This is a genomic window from Sphingobium sp. (genome assembly GCF_003248505.1).
Lineage (GTDB): Bacteria > Pseudomonadota > Alphaproteobacteria > Sphingomonadales > Sphingomonadaceae > Sphingobium.
This window is the reverse complement of the sequence record NZ_QFOA01000026.1, coordinates 1-15387: the sequence shown is the minus strand read 5'-3', so window position 1 is coordinate 15387 and position 15387 is coordinate 1. Positions and strand designations below refer to the sequence as shown.

At 64.0% G+C, this 15387-nt stretch carries 15 protein-coding genes; all 15 read right to left on the bottom strand.

What is annotated here, in order from left to right; all coding sequences use genetic code 11:
- The 15 genes from DI606_RS10305 to DI606_RS10235 all read right to left on the bottom strand — a co-directional run bounded on the left by DI606_RS10305 (window position 1) and on the right by DI606_RS10235 (window position 15245).
- Complete coding sequence (locus DI606_RS10305; protein ID WP_293982399.1) at window positions 1-1464, bottom strand: conjugal transfer protein TraH; 1464 nt, start codon at window positions 1462-1464, stop codon at window positions 1-3.
- A gap of 50 nt (window positions 1465-1514) precedes the next feature.
- The gene (locus tag DI606_RS10300; protein ID WP_293982438.1) at window positions 1515-2048 is read right to left on the bottom strand and encodes a hypothetical protein; all 534 of its coding nucleotides are present in this window, start codon (window positions 2046-2048) and stop codon (window positions 1515-1517) included.
- Window positions 2049-2101: 53 nt separating this feature from the next.
- A complete protein-coding gene (locus DI606_RS10295; RefSeq protein WP_293982436.1) occupies window positions 2102-2953 on the bottom strand; it encodes a conjugal transfer protein TraF in 852 nt (283 codons plus the stop codon).
- Complete coding sequence (locus DI606_RS10290; RefSeq protein WP_293982397.1) at window positions 2953-3552, bottom strand: S26 family signal peptidase; 600 nt, start codon at window positions 3550-3552, stop codon at window positions 2953-2955. Before DI606_RS10290 ends, DI606_RS10295 begins: the two co-directional genes overlap by 1 nt.
- Complete coding sequence (locus DI606_RS10285) at window positions 3524-4261, bottom strand: type-F conjugative transfer system pilin assembly protein TrbC (RefSeq protein ID WP_293982395.1); 738 nt, start codon at window positions 4259-4261, stop codon at window positions 3524-3526. The genes DI606_RS10290 and DI606_RS10285 overlap by 29 nt, the downstream gene beginning before the upstream one ends.
- 97 nt (window positions 4262-4358) lie before the next feature.
- Complete coding sequence (traN, locus tag DI606_RS10280) at window positions 4359-5447, bottom strand: conjugal transfer protein TraN (protein ID WP_293982393.1); 1089 nt, start codon at window positions 5445-5447, stop codon at window positions 4359-4361.
- Window positions 5444-7378 carry a hypothetical protein gene (locus DI606_RS10275; RefSeq protein ID WP_293982391.1) on the bottom strand — a complete coding sequence of 645 codons (1935 nt, stop codon included), beginning with the start codon at window positions 7376-7378 and terminating at the stop codon, window positions 5444-5446. Before DI606_RS10275 ends, traN begins: the two co-directional genes overlap by 4 nt.
- A 361-nt stretch (window positions 7379-7739) precedes the next feature.
- A complete protein-coding gene (locus DI606_RS10270; RefSeq protein ID WP_293982389.1) occupies window positions 7740-8753 on the bottom strand; it encodes a TraU family protein in 1014 nt (337 codons plus the stop codon).
- A complete protein-coding gene (locus tag DI606_RS10265) occupies window positions 8750-9322 on the bottom strand; it encodes a conjugal transfer protein TraW (RefSeq protein ID WP_125999374.1) in 573 nt (190 codons plus the stop codon). Before DI606_RS10265 ends, DI606_RS10270 begins: the two co-directional genes overlap by 4 nt.
- 46 nt (window positions 9323-9368) lie before the next feature.
- Window positions 9369-9608 carry a hypothetical protein gene (locus tag DI606_RS10260; protein WP_125999363.1) on the bottom strand — a complete coding sequence of 80 codons (240 nt, stop codon included), beginning with the start codon at window positions 9606-9608 and terminating at the stop codon, window positions 9369-9371.
- A complete protein-coding gene (locus DI606_RS10255) occupies window positions 9605-9952 on the bottom strand; it encodes a hypothetical protein (protein ID WP_234831968.1) in 348 nt (115 codons plus the stop codon). Before DI606_RS10255 ends, DI606_RS10260 begins: the two co-directional genes overlap by 4 nt.
- Window positions 9949-12477: a TraC family protein gene (locus DI606_RS10250; protein ID WP_125999362.1), complete on the bottom strand. Its 2529-nt coding sequence runs from the start codon at window positions 12475-12477 to the stop codon at window positions 9949-9951. Before DI606_RS10250 ends, DI606_RS10255 begins: the two co-directional genes overlap by 4 nt.
- Window positions 12474-13118 carry a TraV family lipoprotein gene (locus tag DI606_RS10245; RefSeq protein ID WP_293982375.1) on the bottom strand — a complete coding sequence of 215 codons (645 nt, stop codon included), beginning with the start codon at window positions 13116-13118 and terminating at the stop codon, window positions 12474-12476. Before DI606_RS10245 ends, DI606_RS10250 begins: the two co-directional genes overlap by 4 nt.
- Window positions 13119-13149: 31 nt before the next feature.
- The gene (locus DI606_RS10240) at window positions 13150-14499 is read right to left on the bottom strand and encodes a TraB/VirB10 family protein (protein WP_293982374.1); all 1350 of its coding nucleotides are present in this window, start codon (window positions 14497-14499) and stop codon (window positions 13150-13152) included.
- Window positions 14496-15245, bottom strand: a complete 750-nt coding sequence (locus DI606_RS10235) for a type-F conjugative transfer system secretin TraK (RefSeq protein WP_234831970.1) — start codon at window positions 15243-15245, stop codon at window positions 14496-14498. Before DI606_RS10235 ends, DI606_RS10240 begins: the two co-directional genes overlap by 4 nt.
- Between the last annotated feature and the right edge of the window lie 142 nt (window positions 15246-15387).

The following is a 15387-nucleotide window of genomic DNA, read 5'->3' as shown; positions in this document are numbered from 1 at the left end:
TTAGCGATTGCGGTTGGTGGCGGTACCGGCGGCGTCGCGGGCGTCCCGGTCGCGCTGGCGGATGAGGCCGGCATAGTTGGTCGAGAGGTTCGCTGATCCCAGCGCCGCCATATAGGATTGGCGCATCTGCGCGCGCTGCCGCAGCACCTCTTCGCGCAGGTCGGCGAGCTGCTCTATCCCCTTGGTGAGGATGCGTGTCTGGCAGATATTGGCGTTGCCGCTGTCCGCTGCGCCCGCCGCTTGAGTGCCGCGCTCGGCGTTGGTGAGCGCAAAGTCGATGCTGCGGGTAAGGTCATTGAGCATCTGATAGGCAAGGGTGAGCGCCACCAGTTCGTCTGTATCGGCGATGACGGACTCTACCACATCCTGCCGGACCCCCCATTCGAGCATCCGGTAGACGGGGAGGGTGCGGACATTGGCCACGAACTGACGCTCATCCGTCGTAAGTGCCGCCCGCGTGCGGATCTTCTCCGCGATCGCTGTCATGCGCTCGCGGGTGAGGGTGAGCGCGCCCTTGGCGCCGTCGCGCGTGCAGTCGGCGCCGGTGGCGGGGATGTTGAGTGCGCGCCGCATGACCCGGCCGCTCAGGAAATCGTCCGAGGATTCGCTATCCTGGCCTGCGCAGGCCGGGATGGCAGAGAAGAGCGGCACCTTGTCGGTCGCATCCCAGCGCATATAGACGTCGCCGACACGCGCGCGCATGACGGCTGCCCAGTCGGCCGCGCCCACCCGGCCGGCGGCGTGGGAGAGGAGGGACCCCGTCCGGAAGATGTCGGTCACCTCAGCCGGACAGTTGGCGAGGGCGTCACGCAGATCCTCGGTTGGATTATTGCCGTTCGACTGGATTTTCTCGCGGCTTTGCTGATAGCTTTTGGCATAGCCTTCCTTGACGGACTTATAGCCGGTCATCTCCTCGATGATGCCGGACATATTGTCGTCCCCCTTGGCGATCTGCACCATGCGATTGGCGAGCCGACAGTCGTTCACCTGGATGGAATTGAGGTAGTTGGTGGCCGCCTCCATCTTTGAGATTATATTCCCCATCTTCTCGTCGAGCGTTTCGAGAAGATATTGAAAGGCGACCGCTGGGGCGGCCTGAAGAATGCTTTCGAGCTTCTCGACCAGATAGTCGGGATCAAGGAACGACATGCCACCCAGAAACATGTCGATGCCGCCGCAGCCCGCTTTCACCTTGGGCAGTGTCAGGCTCATCAGATAATCATTGTGGACGTCGATCCGGCCCGACATGCCGCCGGCGGTCACATAGCCGCGCGTCTGGTCCTCAAAACTGCCAGGGCTCGTATAAGTAACATTGTCGAACCAATGCTCCGCCCAGCTCTGTGCGAGCGCGGGGGCAGGCGTAATGCCGCAGCTAACGGCGCACAGCGTAAGGAAGGTGACAAACCAGTGGAACAGCGCCTTTGTGTTCAGGCGCGAGAGGCGGGCGGAGAGGGTATGGCGCATGGCGGCCTCCGACAGGATGAAGAATAAAGATCGACCGCGCCCGCCATTGCTCAGCCTTTCCGACGATGGGTGGATTGGGAGGTCGCGGCCGTGCCGACAATCCCTGTAAATTTGGACATGGCGCGAACCCCGACAGCCACGCGCACGCCCGTCTGCATTTTGGCCGCCAGATAGAGATTGCGGTTGATGTTGGCCGAATGATCGGTGCCGATTGCCACCGGAATGATGCGATTGCGATCTGCGAGCGGCCGGACCCATGCAACCGGGTGCCCGACCCAGGGGAGGCCGAGGCGCCCCGAGCGGATCATCGCCTCCTGCGCTGAAATGGTCCGGATGCCCCAGCCATAGCGTGTCTTCAGCGCGCCGAGCTTGGTCCAGAGGTCACCGCATGGCAGGCAGCCCGGCGCCGTGCTCATCTCGATCACATAGGCCGGACCCTGGCCTTTGAGTGTCGCCTCGAAATCAGGGGGATAGGCGCTGGTGCGTGGAACGCGATCGAGCCAGATCTTCATGGCCTGCGGCGTATTGACCGGATGGACGGCGGCGCGCGCGGCGTCGGCGCGGCTCGACGGTCCCGCAGCCATTAGCGAACTGACACCTACAGTTGCTGCCACAACCCATGTCATGAGCGCCGCTTTCACGGCTGCGTGCCCTGGGTCACAGCCGGATCGCTGGCCGCGACTGGTCCATTGGCGAGGGCATCGAAAAAGCCATTCTCCTCGCCCGCGCCGGTCAGAAACTGCTCGGGGCGAATGTCGCCCGAGAGGAGCTTCACCGCCTGATAGGCGGTCTGGATGAGATTGGGATAGGCCTCCACGCCATTGGCGATCACCATGCGCTGCGCCGAGCCGCGGCGGATCACCATGGTGGTTGGCGTCACATCGACGCCAAAGCGGCTGGAGAGCTCAGGCTTGCGATCAAGGTCCTGGCTGCTGACCTGCCAACCCATTTCCTCTGCAAAGCGCTGGAGGATCGGCCATTGGACACGGCAATAGCCGCAGCTTGCCCGCGAAAACATGATGAGCGCAAACTCACCGCCCTTGGACCGGAGATAAGTGCGGCGCGTTGCGTCCCTCTGCGCGCCCATGGCGTCGCGCGCGTCGCCGACCACCGGATAGGCCGAGCGTGCGCTCAGTTCCGGGTGGGTCAGCATGGCGAGCTGCGTGACGCCGGCAAAGGCGCGGGCTTTGCGCCGCGCAAAGTCCTGGAGCCGCCAGAAGTCTGCAACGGCATCGACGGTCAGCACCGTGGCGGCATAGTCGCGCTGCTCGGTAATGAGTTTGGCGATCCGGGGTGGGCTCCATTTGGCGAGCTCGGTCATTGGCGGGATGACAGGCGCGGCAGGCAGCTGTTCCTCGTCCGCTTCGCTGCTGTCCGCGACTTTGGGCAGATACCACCAATAGCCGAGTTTGGGGCCGCCATCGGGCACAGCGGCAGGCGACGACGTGGAGGCCGCGAGGGCGAGCGCGGCAGAGGCAAGGCCCCACATCATAGCACACGCTCCATGCGGGTCAGACGCTCAATCCGCACCGGCCCGAAATATCGGCTGTCGAAGCCCTGTGGGTGGTCGGATCCCACATAGATGAAGCCTGCCGGGATGACATTATCGCCCCAGTGCAGACGCTCCAGGCGCTGGCCATTGCGGCCCATGGGGCGGCTGATGCCGAGCAATGTGGCGCCGCAATAATAGCTGCTGTTCGTGACCTTGCCGTCGAAAACCGAATGGCGTTCGACCTCGCGCAGGCGCTCGCCGGCCATGCACATCGCCCGCTTGGTCACGCTGACGGGGCGCGGTCCGGCGAGGGGATGGGAAAGCGCAAACATGACGAGGTCGCCCTTATGGATGGCGCCCGGCGCGGCCCGCACCGCCCAGGCATCGATTGAGGGGCTCATGACGATGGTGACAGCCGGGATCGCCTGCAACGTGATCGTCGCCAGCGGAACAATCATGCCAAGGGCGAGCCAGAAGCGTTTAGGGGCAGCCCCCTGGTTCCCGACCGCGCCGCCCAGGGCGACGGCTGCCTCGCGCGGGAGCCGCATGAGCCCAGGGAAAAGCCTCTTAGCGGCCAGCCAGACGAGCCGAAGCATCGCGCACCTCCTCCTTGCCGCCGAGGCGTCCATATTCATCGAGCAGGCCCGAAAGCGCCGCATCGCCAAAGACCAGATGGGCGGCACGAGGCGCGCTCTCATCCTCGCGTTCGCAATAGGGCTGGGTCGGATCGCCCGGCACCATGGCGAATGCCGGCACGCGCGCTATGCCATGCTGGCGGAACAGGATCGGATCGATCACCACCTGGACATTGCGCATCGTGCAGGCCGGGCCGTCGCAGCCCGGATCGACGCGCAGCATCCGCGCCGTGAGCTCTGCCATCGGGCCGATCTTCGTAATACCGCCAGGCACGCCGCGAAAGGCGATCACCCCGCCTACACGTTCGAGCTGCCCGGCATAGCTGCGCAAGGTCTCGACCGGCATGGATGAGGAAGCAAACAACAGCGGCACCCAGGCCCTGGCTGGCACATTGCCAGAGGCGGGCATGGGCGCTGGCGCGCCTTCGGGCGGCGCCAGCCCCAATGCCTGATGGAGGCGAGCGCTCATGGCCTGTTGCCCGTCGCCAAGGGCTTTTGCTGCCCGGGCTTGTGCGGTGCGGGCCTGCGCCTCCATCCTAGGATCGGTCTTGCGCTTGCCCATGGCGTCGAAGGCGCGCCGTTTGAGCGCAGGAGAGGGGGCAAGAATAGCGCTGGGCCCGGCGTGGGTGGTTGAAGCCCCGCTGGCTTTTGCTCCGCGGAGCCGCTCCATGGCTAAGGATGCTTCTTCCCCCGGTTGAGGCTCCCTTGCCTGTCCGAACCCCGGGGCAAGAAGGGCGAGCGCCAGGATGAGCGGCGCGATTGGGGCGTCAGGGATTGACGGTGCGCAGATAGGCATCGACCTTCTCCTCCATATCGATCTGGATTTCAGATTGGGCGCGCGCCTCGATCTCCTCATAATATTCGGACAGATCCATGCGGCTGAAGTCGAGCGCCTGAAATTCTTCGGCGGTAAAGCCGCGGCAATAGGGCTGCTTTGGCGTACCCCAGCCCATGGCGTTGAAGGCGCTGAGCTGTGGGCGACCCTGCTCCTGGATGATGCGGCCGAGCCTGGTGTTGAAGCAGCAATGGCTGCGCGCTTTCTGGATGCAGACGCCAAGGATGGATGAGGAGCAGTAGCTGCCGACCTCATGGCACATGCCAGAGCCGCGCAGCATGCCGGTCTCCATATCCTGTTGATCACAGCCGGCGAGCAGCACTTCCATCATGAAGTTTATGGCGAGGCTGATCGCGATCGAGGTAGGATCGAGGCCGATGATGATGGCGTTGGCGCCGGCACTGGCCGCCTGACCCGCGCTCGCGCCGGCCTTGAAGGCGAGATAGGCGGCTTTGGCGCCAGTGAAGACGCCCTTGGCGATCGCGATCTTGGTGGTGATCGAACTGAGCGAGCCGCCCATTCCGTCCTTTACGATCTTGTCCCTGTCCTTGCAGCAATTCTGGAAGGTGACGCTCGCGCCCGGTGGTCGGCAGCGCAGCGCGCGGCCGCCAAATATCTCGATCGTGCCAAGACAATTGCCGTCAGCGTCGACCGGGCCGTCATTGTCCGGGCCGGCGTCATCGACGAGAATTTCATCCTCGAGCGGATTGAGCGCGGTATCGACGCAGGCGACGGGCGAGCAGGTTGGCGTGCCGCCTGCCGCGGGCACCAGGCATAGATGCTGGTCTCCCATCGGGCAGCTATAGGCGCCGGCGGCATCGGCCACGCAAGGCACCTGGCTGATCGGGCATTGGGTGGCGCCGCCGGCCATAGTGAGGCAGCTCGCCAGTTCGCCCTCATCAGCTGCATCGCCATTGCCGTTGAGATCTGCCGCGCAGAGCTGCGCCGCCCATGCCGGCCCTGGGAAAGTGATCGCCATGAGCGCGACGCTCAGCAATCCTATGAGGTCACGCTTCCTCATGGCGTCCCCGCAGTGCAGGCAAGATCGGAACCGGCGAGACGCAGGGTCTGCATCATCACGGCAGCTTCGGGAAAATCATCAAGGCAGCCGCAGGCTGAGACAAGCTCTTCACGTTCCCCAAGCGGACAGACATTATCGGCCGAGCAGCTGTGGTAGAAGATATCCCAGCCAATCGGGCTGTTCTGCTTTGCGCCTACGACCCCGTCTGTGGCGACATCGCTGTTGGCCTTGGGCGCGCGCGTTTTGCAGATTGGTTCGCAGGCCGGCACGGCTGGCCGCTGAGGCATCGAAAATGGGCGGCTCGATGTTGTGATGCTGCCATCTGCGGACCTGGTCCTGTCGGCAATCAGGCTTTGCGTGCTATTGTCGAGAATATAGGTGCTGCGCGTGAGATCAGGCTCATTGAGCGCGGCGCTTTCAGTGAGGCAGGCGTAGCGACGCGAGCGCTCGAAGAAGTCGCGACTATATTGATAGCTGCATTGGCCCGCCCCAAAGAGCCGGGTTTGCGGCAAGGGTTTAAGACCAGTATTGACGCCATTGCGTACCGTCTCGACGCCGTCGACCTCTTCTGCGACGAGCCGACAATCCTGGTCGGACGCATAGGGTGCGCAGAGATCCACAAGTCGCTCCTGGGCGTTGCAGCTATCGTCGATTTCAGCTTCGATCTCGGCAAGCGCGCCGCCTTCGTCGGCTACAGCGACCCGCATGCGGATGTCATGGGCGCCAGGGGTCATGAACGGCATGAGGTCGGTGGCAGGCGTGCGCGTGAAGATGCGGCCCTGCTCGCAATTGCCCGGCGGCAAGCCCCTTCCGGTCCAGCTATTGGGTCCCGACGCGACCAGCGTTCCGTCCACATAGATTTGCGCCCAGTCATCGGCATAATAGCGGGCAAGGCGCAGGGCGCGCAGACGAGCAAGATCGCCGACGGTCAAGGTCATCTGAAATTCGAAGATCGTGCAGCGGCCGCCGCTTAAGCTCTTCTCACCGGGCGAACCCATCTGGAAGCGCGCCACGGTCGGGCTGATCGCGACGGTCGAACGTCCGCCCGATCGCGCAATGACAGCGTCAAAGCTAGGATCGGAGACGGTGATCTCGCGGGTGATGGTGCATGCGCGCGTTTCCTGCGCCTTGCCGCTGCCGGCTGATGAGCCTGCAAGGGCCTGAAAGATGCTGCTGCCCTGCGCAGTTGCCGCTGCATCTCCTACTAATGCGTTGGGATTGGCTGCATATGTCGTTGCCCCTACGGAAGGGCTGTCGGTGCAAGCATTCGTCTGCGCGCCGACATAGCGTATGACCGGGCCCTCGATGCTCGCTTGCGCTATGCCTATACGTGGATCGGCGGTGGTGAGCGCGCCGACAATGCCGCCGCCCAGATCCTTGAGGACAGAATCGAGGTTGCCGAGCACGAGATTGCTGCCGCAGCTTCCATTCACGCAATAGCAGGCGGAAAGCTCGGTCAGCGGCACGTCCCCAAGCTTGAGGTTGCCGGCCGGCGCCACCTCCCATTTGAAGGGCCTGCAGTTGTTCCAGCTTCCTGGGTCGCAGGAGATGATCCCGTTTGCACAGATGCCGGATACGGGAACAGGGAGGGTCAGATTTTCATCGAAAATGCCGTCGATATTGCTGTCGCGCGCTATGCGCATATGCGTGATGTCACCGGTCGCGCCGGGTTGGATCAGCAGCTCCAGCATCGTTGCGCTCTTCTGACAGGCAAGATGGGTGGTGAAAGTCGCGCTGCTGTCGATTGTGCTGATGGCCTCGCCGGCAAGGCCTGGATTGACGTAGTTGCTTATGATCGCATCGCTGTCGCTGGACTTCGCCCGCGATGCTGTCGCCGCGACCCGCGCACGCCCTTCCATTTCCTGCGCCTGTCCGCCTTGCGGGGCGAGCGCTACACTGCTGATAGCCAGGATGAGGGTCCGACCTTTCATAGGGCGTGTCCTGGCGGGACAGGATGTCCGGATGCGACCAATCGGAAGATGCGACCGCTTGTTTTCATGAGGAAGCAGGCGCGGCCTTTGAAGGTGGTCAGCACGGCCGATATCGGATCGGGCGCCAGAGAGGGGGGACACCCGATCCGAGCAGGGGTTTGACCGACCGTGCTGACCTTTCCCTCGCGTGAACCCGATCTGGCGGTTATCAGGCGCGCGAGGGAAATGGGGGTTGGAGCGACGCTGTTGGGGGACGGCGTCGCTCCGCCCTCGCAGCGATCGGAGGGGAGAGGAAGACTGTGGCGGGCAGACCTTCCAATATGCCTGTCGATCGTTGCGGGGAGTGGGGGAGGAGAGAGGCTCACGGGGTGGATACTCCCGCACAGCAGATCACTTTTTCGAAGGACATGAACTGGGCATTGTCCTTGCCGGGCGCATGTTTGCCGCTCGACCAGAGTGCGCCCGGACGCCCGATATTGACGCATTTGCCGCCCTTGACCGGCTCCATGATCTGGAGCTTGTAGCGGCTCTTGGTCCAGATGGGCTGGGCCTTGAAGGAGCAGCCGTCAGCCGAACTGATGGTGAGCGCGCCAAGGCGTCCCATCATGAAGGTTCCGCGCGCGGCGAGGCCCGCCCAGGCCTCGACGCTGTCGCCAAAATGGATGTCGCCTGCGACAGGGTAAGTGGCGCCCCAGCTCCCCATGCACCAGAAGAGGGGATCAAGAACCTTGCCGGCGGCCGCCGCCGCGCTATCGGCCATGCAGGCAAGGCCAGCGGCGGGATTGCCGAAGAGGATGCCCTCGGGCTGGATGATCGCGCCCAGGGTGCCCGACTGCCAGGTGGGCAGTATTTCGGTGATCATCGCGACGTCGAACCCGTCATCCTCGATGCAGGGGAGGTCCGTGAACATGTCGAGCATCTTCCAGACCGGCGAGATATAATAATGCATCTGCGCGAACATCTTGCTGCTGTTGGTGCCGTCGGCAATCGACGACTGGCTTCCCTGGAGCCTGCCGCCGGTCGGCAGCAGATCGGCGCCGAGCGCCATCATGCAGCCGGGTTCGGTCACCACGTCGATCATGCGATTGGGCGACCAGAAACTGACCTTCACACCGAACCAGAAAGTCGCGCCCTTGCGGCAGGCGCATAACGGCTTAGACGCGGACTGGGCGTCCAGTTCCTTGTCCAGCTTGTCGAAGCTTCCGACCCTTACTCCCCCGATCGTGATCGGGAAGATGCAGTGCCAGCGCACCTTGGTGAGCGGATTGAAGATGGTGCCGGCCTCGCATTTGGAGGCTTGCGCCGGCGCGCTGCCGGAGCCGACGGCGAGCGCGAAGGAAAGAGCGGCGGCGCGCAGGAAGATCTTGCGATTCATGGCCGGGCTTCCCGATCCGTGGAACGCTCCGGCGCATATTCGCTTAAGACCAGCTTCTTCCCTTCCTGCGCGACGATGACCGGCGCTACGGTAAGACCCAGCCTTTCCTTGACGCGCTCCTCCAGGATGAAGAGCGGGCGGCCGGTGCGTTCTGAAAGGTCGAGGGCGTCGCCTGCCGTCAGGAGAATGAAGTCGGTAAAGCGCGCGGCCTTCAGCGCCCAGGCAAGATCGCGCGGGTGGACGATGACGAGGCGCTGGGGCAGCGAGACATAGTCGAGGGGATTGAAGGTGAAGCCCTTTGGATAGAGGATGCGGCCGTCGGGTAACCGAATGTCTTCGTCGACCGTATAGAAGGGAATGAGGCTCCGCGTCCGATCGGCGGGTGCGATCCCAAGCGAAGCGGCCTTGAGCGCCGACCAGTTGGCGCGGGGGCCGAACTTCGCTGTCATATCCGGCGCATTGGCGACCCGCGCCTCGATCTCGCTCATGGCGTCAGGCTCGGCGATCGGCCAGGTGCGACCGATAGTCGAGGTCGCGCCGTGCGCCTGCTGGCAGGTGAGACCCAGCATTAGCGCGCCGAGAAGCGCGTGGCGGGCGCGGTCCGGAGAGCGCGCTTCAGCGGCCATGACGCTTCGCCCACCATGGCTTGCCCTGATCCCGTCTTTCGCCGCGCACGGCAACGATCAACGCGGTGAGGCCGAGTATGCCGGAGACGCCGAGAAACAGGCGGAGGGACGTCGGTAACAGGTCCGATGCCTGACACACGAGAACAGTCTGGACGAGCAGCAGGAGTTGCGTGCCAACAAGCAGGCGCACGGGGCCGCGGGCTGGGGCCGAAGAGAGGATGCCGGTCATTGGCCTCGCCTCCACCTGGTGAAATGATCGAGGCCACGATCGAACGCGCCGGTAAGGCCGATGAGCAGCATGCCGCTCGCAAAGCAACCCGCCGACACCATGACAGCGGCGCGCAGCACCATCGCGGCAGGCTGATGGAGCGCGAGGCCGGCGCAAAGGACGAGCGCGCCCATCATCAAGGTCTCGATCGTCACGAGCCGGAAGCGCCAGAACAGGGCCTGGTGCTGGGCAAGGCTTGCGGCGCGGGCCTCGATGAGCGCTTCGATGGTCGGATCAAGGTCGAGGTCAAGCTGCGCACCCGGAGACTTGGCGTGCGGGGGCGAGGCGGGAGGATTTCGCATCATGAGAGCTCCTTCGAAGATTGGGATCTCGACTGCCCAAGCAGCTGCGCGGGATCGACGCCGGCCAGATCGCAAACGGCTTCGAGCGGCGAGAGGCCGGCGCGCAGGCGGGCTTCGAAGGCGGCCACCTCCTGGGGGGCTGAGGTGTTGATCCAGTAGGAGAAGGGATCGACGACCAGGCGCGCGATGCCGAGGCCGAGCGGCGAGTCGATGAAAACCTCGGAATAATGCGGCTTGTTGTTCCGGACCGACTTCAGGAGATCGAGGACGAAGCCTGAATAATCGAGGATCTTGTTCTCGACGGCCCGTTCATAGGTCGAGCCCTGGAGCAGGAAGCGGGTGGCCGCATTTTCAAGGATCACCTGACCTGTGCCGCCGAAAAGCAGCAGGTCGTTCATCGACTGGAGGACGACGCCAAAGCTCCCCTGATATTTGCGCGCGCGCCTGTAGCCCTGGCCGAACACCTCGGCGAGGCGCGAGAGATCCTGGCCGTCGGTTCGCGTCATGAACTGGGCGGCCTCATCGCACAGGACAAAGCGGGGTTTGTCGCGGGCGGAGAGGTAGAGCTCCTGGCTGACCGCATTCACCACCACCATGACGATGACGTTGAAAAGGTCCGGCATGGCTTTCAATCGCTCGAGTTCCAGCACGACGAACTCGTCGGCCGAGATATCGAAGGTCGAGGGGCCGTTGAAGAAATGGCCATAGGCGCCCGAACTGCCGAAATCGCGCAGGTTGAAGGCGAGTTCGCGCGCGACCGGGACCAGATGATCGACCTTGTCGAGGTCCTGGGCAGCGCCTGCAGGATAGGCGCCAAGCCAATCCCGGACCGCGTCGATCCCGGCTTCCGCGCGGCCTGTCTCGATCGTCCATTGGACGGCGGACTTGAGCAGGTTCCATTGCGACGTGGTGACGCCCTTGCGCGTCGCGGCATTGGCCATTTCCGCGACGATCGCGACCGCCATGGAGATGGCGGATTGGCGATCGTCGCCATCCACCGCAAAGCCCATGTCGAAGGGGTTGAGGACCAGCGCCTCCTCGCCGATGTCGATATAGCGCCCGGAGCAAAGGGTGCAGAGCTTCCGGTAGCTGCCGCCGATGTCGATAATGCGGATGAGCGCGCCCTGCGCATAATATTGAAGGCAGAGATTATTGAGGAGAAAGCTTTTGCCTGCCCCACTTTCGGCCGAGACGATGAAATTATAATTGTTGATGCGTGGGTCGAAGAGATCGAGGGTAATGAGCTGGCCCTTGCGCCCGACATAGAGCAGGGCGGGGCGGCCGCCGCCGCGAAAATCGGTCTGGACGGGCGCCAGCAGCGCGGCCGCCTTGGCGGGCATGGGCAGATCGCGCTCGAGCATGCGTAGCGTCCGGCGCTCGGGATAGAAGCCGAAGGGCAGGCTCATCGGCAGCAATATGGGGTTGAGATAGCTTTCCTCCTGCATCATCCAGGGGAGGGGTTCGCTTTCCCAGAGGCGTTTGGCGCGGGCGGCCATTTCACGGGCCTGCGCGCTGTCGCGCCCGAAAACCCAGACGGTGGGGATCACCGAGACGAAGCGGCTGTTGCCGGCCTCATCCAGCACCCAGCCTATTTCATCGATCTGTTTCCCCACCTCGACAGCGAAACTGCCGGCGGCTTTCTGTGCGGAGAGGATCTGCGCGCGCTTGTGGATCTCGAAGGCTGAGTGATCGAAGAGGATGTTCAATGTGTAGAGGAAGGGTCCGCCAATCTGGTCGCTGTCCTCAGCCGCGCCCCGCATGCCGCCCAGCAGCCGGTTGCAGCGCTCGGCCGTTACGCGGCGCGCAGGCGATTTGGGCGTCAGGCAGCGGGCTACCTGGTTCCCGAAATAGAGTTCGGGACCATCGAACAGGAGGTCGGGCCCTGCATCGATGATTTGCTTTCGGACCGGGCGCGCGGGATGGTCTGCACTGCCCGTGGCGAACACGCCGGGAGCGGACTCGAAGGCGCCGTTGAAGATGCGGCGATAGAAGCTGACCAGCGCCTGCGGCGCCATGCGCATGATCCCGAGTTTGGAGAGCTGCTCCTCGATCTGGCGGCGAAGGTCCGCGCCCAGCGGTCTCCGCGATTTGATGGCCAGTAGTACGCGGAAGTTGCGGATGGGGATGCCGTGAAGCGCGGCCAGTCCTTGCGTCCCGTCGCGCAGATAATGCGCGGTGCGCCGGGCCGAGGCCTGGATGAGCGGATCGGGGCGGGTCTTGAGATCGAGATAGGCGTCGAGCGCCTGGTCGATCAGGGGGTCGGCAAAGCAGTGAAGCTGGACCACGGTGCCAGCGGCGAACTGGATATTGAAAAGGCCGAGCAGCGCCTGATGGACATGGGCAAAAAGATAGGCCGACGGCACCAGTTCCCAGGCCTGTCCCCAGCCATCGTCGATCGTGAGGAAGGCTTCCTCGTCCTCCACCCAACTCACCATCGGAAGAAAGTCCGAATAGGCGTCGCGGGAGACGCTTTGCTGCAGCCGCTTGGTGGTCATGCCGCCACCATGGCGTGTCCCGGGCGCTCTCATGGGTTCTGCGCCTCTGCCTGATGCTGGGCCTGATGCTGGGCCTGATCCTGGGGCGGCGCGGGGATGTCGCTATCGGGAAGCGCGGGCCTGGCTTTGGTCTGTTCGAGGATGGGCACGCGCGCCGCCTGTTCGGTCGGATTGACGAGATAGTCACCCACCACCCACTGCGGCTTGTCGAGGATCGAATAGATATAGCGCGGCATGTAGAGCCGGTCGGGCCGATCGCGATCGGCATAGGGCAGGATCAGGGTACGCACGGTGCGGCCGGGCCGGAGCATCGGCGTGACGGGAGCTTCCACCAGCCCCTGAAGCTCGCGATAGACGCTGCTGCGATAGCCCAGATAGCTGTCTGGCGCCGTATTGGGGCCGGACCGCCGCATGCCGGTGCGCCCGGCAGCTTCAACGCCCTTGCCGACGTTCGTGACCTTGGGATCGGACCTGGATGCCCGGGCCGCGACTGCGTCGGCATAGGCCTTGTCGGGGTGGATGCACTGGCCGTGATCGCTGTTCTTGCAGCTGAATTTCTCAGAATAGGGCGACATGGCCGAGCCGAGCGTCGTGCAGCCGGGCAAGGCGCCAAGCAGGAGGAGCAGAGCAGAGCTGCCCCATCGGGCCATGATGCGGGAATGCTGGTAGGGCATGGAAACGTCTCCCTGACGTAGCTGGCGGACATCAGAATTTGATGGCTGTGGTGGGCTTGATCTCGAGCGCGAGGCCTTCCTGGATCACGACCACCACATCCTTGGCGGCGCCGACTTCGACAATCGGGCCGGCCTGACGGGCGAGGTCGAGATAGAAATCGGTGAGCTTGTCAGAGGATTTGGAAAGCCCGCCGGCGATGCCGGTTTTGAGCGCGTCGCCCGCATCCAGAGACCGAACGGTGCCGAGCGCCGAGGTGGAAGTGTTGCCGAACGTATTCTCGACGCTCTGGCTGACCCCGGCGATCGTGCCGGCGATGAAGCTGCGGGCGAGCGCGGCGCCGGCGCGGGTGACGACCTTGCCTGAAAGCCCCTTCTTGCCGTCAGTGTCGACGAAGAAGCCCTTGATCGGCTGATCGATAACCGAACGCTCATCGAAATCGACGCAGGAGAGCGAGATGAGCTGTACCTCGACCCGCTCTTTGGCGAGACTCCCCGTCGCGTTGCCAATAACGAAGCAACCCGAAAGATTGGCCTTCACATCATTGGGAAGCACGGCGGGGGCCTGGACGCGGGCGATGAGCGGTTCGGGGTTGCTCGTCGCGTCCCGGCTGGCGAGTGCGTCGATCCCGGTCAAAAGCCGTGCCTTCATGAAACCAGGTGGCAAATAGATCGTCCTGGTCTTTTTTTTAGCGCCATTTGGAGTGGATGATCCCTCCGCTACGACTGCGCTGGTGGCAGCGCCGATCGCGCCGATCTGGCGTTCGACCGGCGGTGCTGGCGGTGCAGCCGGCCCACTCGGCATCGGCGGCGCGGGCAGACTGCCGTCAGCGCGGTCGAGGTCGCTTGGACTGGGACTGGGCGGAAAGGCAGGAATATCGCCCGGCATGGCATTGGGGAGATCGCCCTCGGCAGCCTCGTGCGATGCCGTGCCGCCAATCCCGATCTTGCCTTCCTCGATGGCCGTGACCCGGTCGCCCAGCAGATTTTGTCCATCCAGGATCTTCTTGAGGTCGCCGCGCACCTTCGTCTCGAGGCTGTCGCCGCGAAGGCCCGCGCCCATGTCGAGCTTCGAGGCTGCCGGCGCCTGGGGCCTGGTTTCCTCCTCACTATTGGAGGCGGAATAGAGGCCGTAGCCAAACAGGGCGACGAGTACAGCGATGGCGGCCTGCCGCGCGCGCAATTGCTGCTGTGGGCTGAGCGTTGCCCAGCGTGCCTTCAGATCCAGAAGGGCTGGACCGCGCAGATGGAGGACGCTGTTATTCCTGTCCGTCGGTGCAGATGCGGGGCGTGTTGGCCGGGAATGGCCCCTGGCGCCGCTGCCCTGCGCGGGCGATCCGGGTTCGTCAGCGCCTTGTGGCATATCCTGTCGCTCATCGCTCATAGCCCGTCTCCCCGGCGCAGGATGATAAGTCGGGCCGTTTCACCGGCGCGCAGCGACAGTCGGTCGAGCGTTGCGCTGAAAATCCGGGTGCCAAGGGCCGCGTCGAGAAAGAGGCGCTCATCTACCTCAATGTCGCTCGCCGCCTCGATCCGATATTCCGATGCGTTGAGGTCAGCGCCCTCGATCGTGACGCGGCGGCGTTCGGTGACGCGCAGCGCGGGCGCGGCTGGGATGATCATCTGCCGACTAACTGTTGCGACCTCGGAGAAGCTGGCCGGCACCCTGTCCTGAAGCAGCGAAAGGGTGATCGAGACGGCGCGATCCTCCTCGGCCAGCGGGGCGAGAAGATCCTCATTGGCGTGGGCGCGCTGGCGGGCGCCGGGCATCAGCGTGATCGTCTGGGCCGGAATATCGGAGGGTTCGGCGTAGAGCGGGTAGATGGCCCCGTTGCAGGTGACGAAGAACTCCGAGGGGCTCGTCACATAGGTGCGGGTGATCTGGCCACTGTCGTCGCTTTCGCGGACGAGGAATTTGACCCAGGCATCGCCGCCGCCTTTTTCGACCGCGAGGCCCTTCTCGGCGGAGAATTTGACATCCTCGATCTCGCCGCCCTGGCAGACGAGATGATTGACGTCGCGGTTCGAGAGCCGGATCATACTGGTCTGGTCGGGCAGCGCCTGGATCGATTGCGCGTGACCCGGCGAGGCCATGGCGATGAGGGGCAGGAGCGTGAGGCCCGCAGCCATCCAGGCTTTGGGCGCGCGTCCTCTTTTACCGAAGTTCGGCATCGAAATTCTCCAATGAAAGGAATCAAGAGGCAATTTGCGCAGCGTTCGGGCTTTCATCCTCGAATTCCGTTCCCATTGGTCCGCTCGCGCCTGCCGCGGA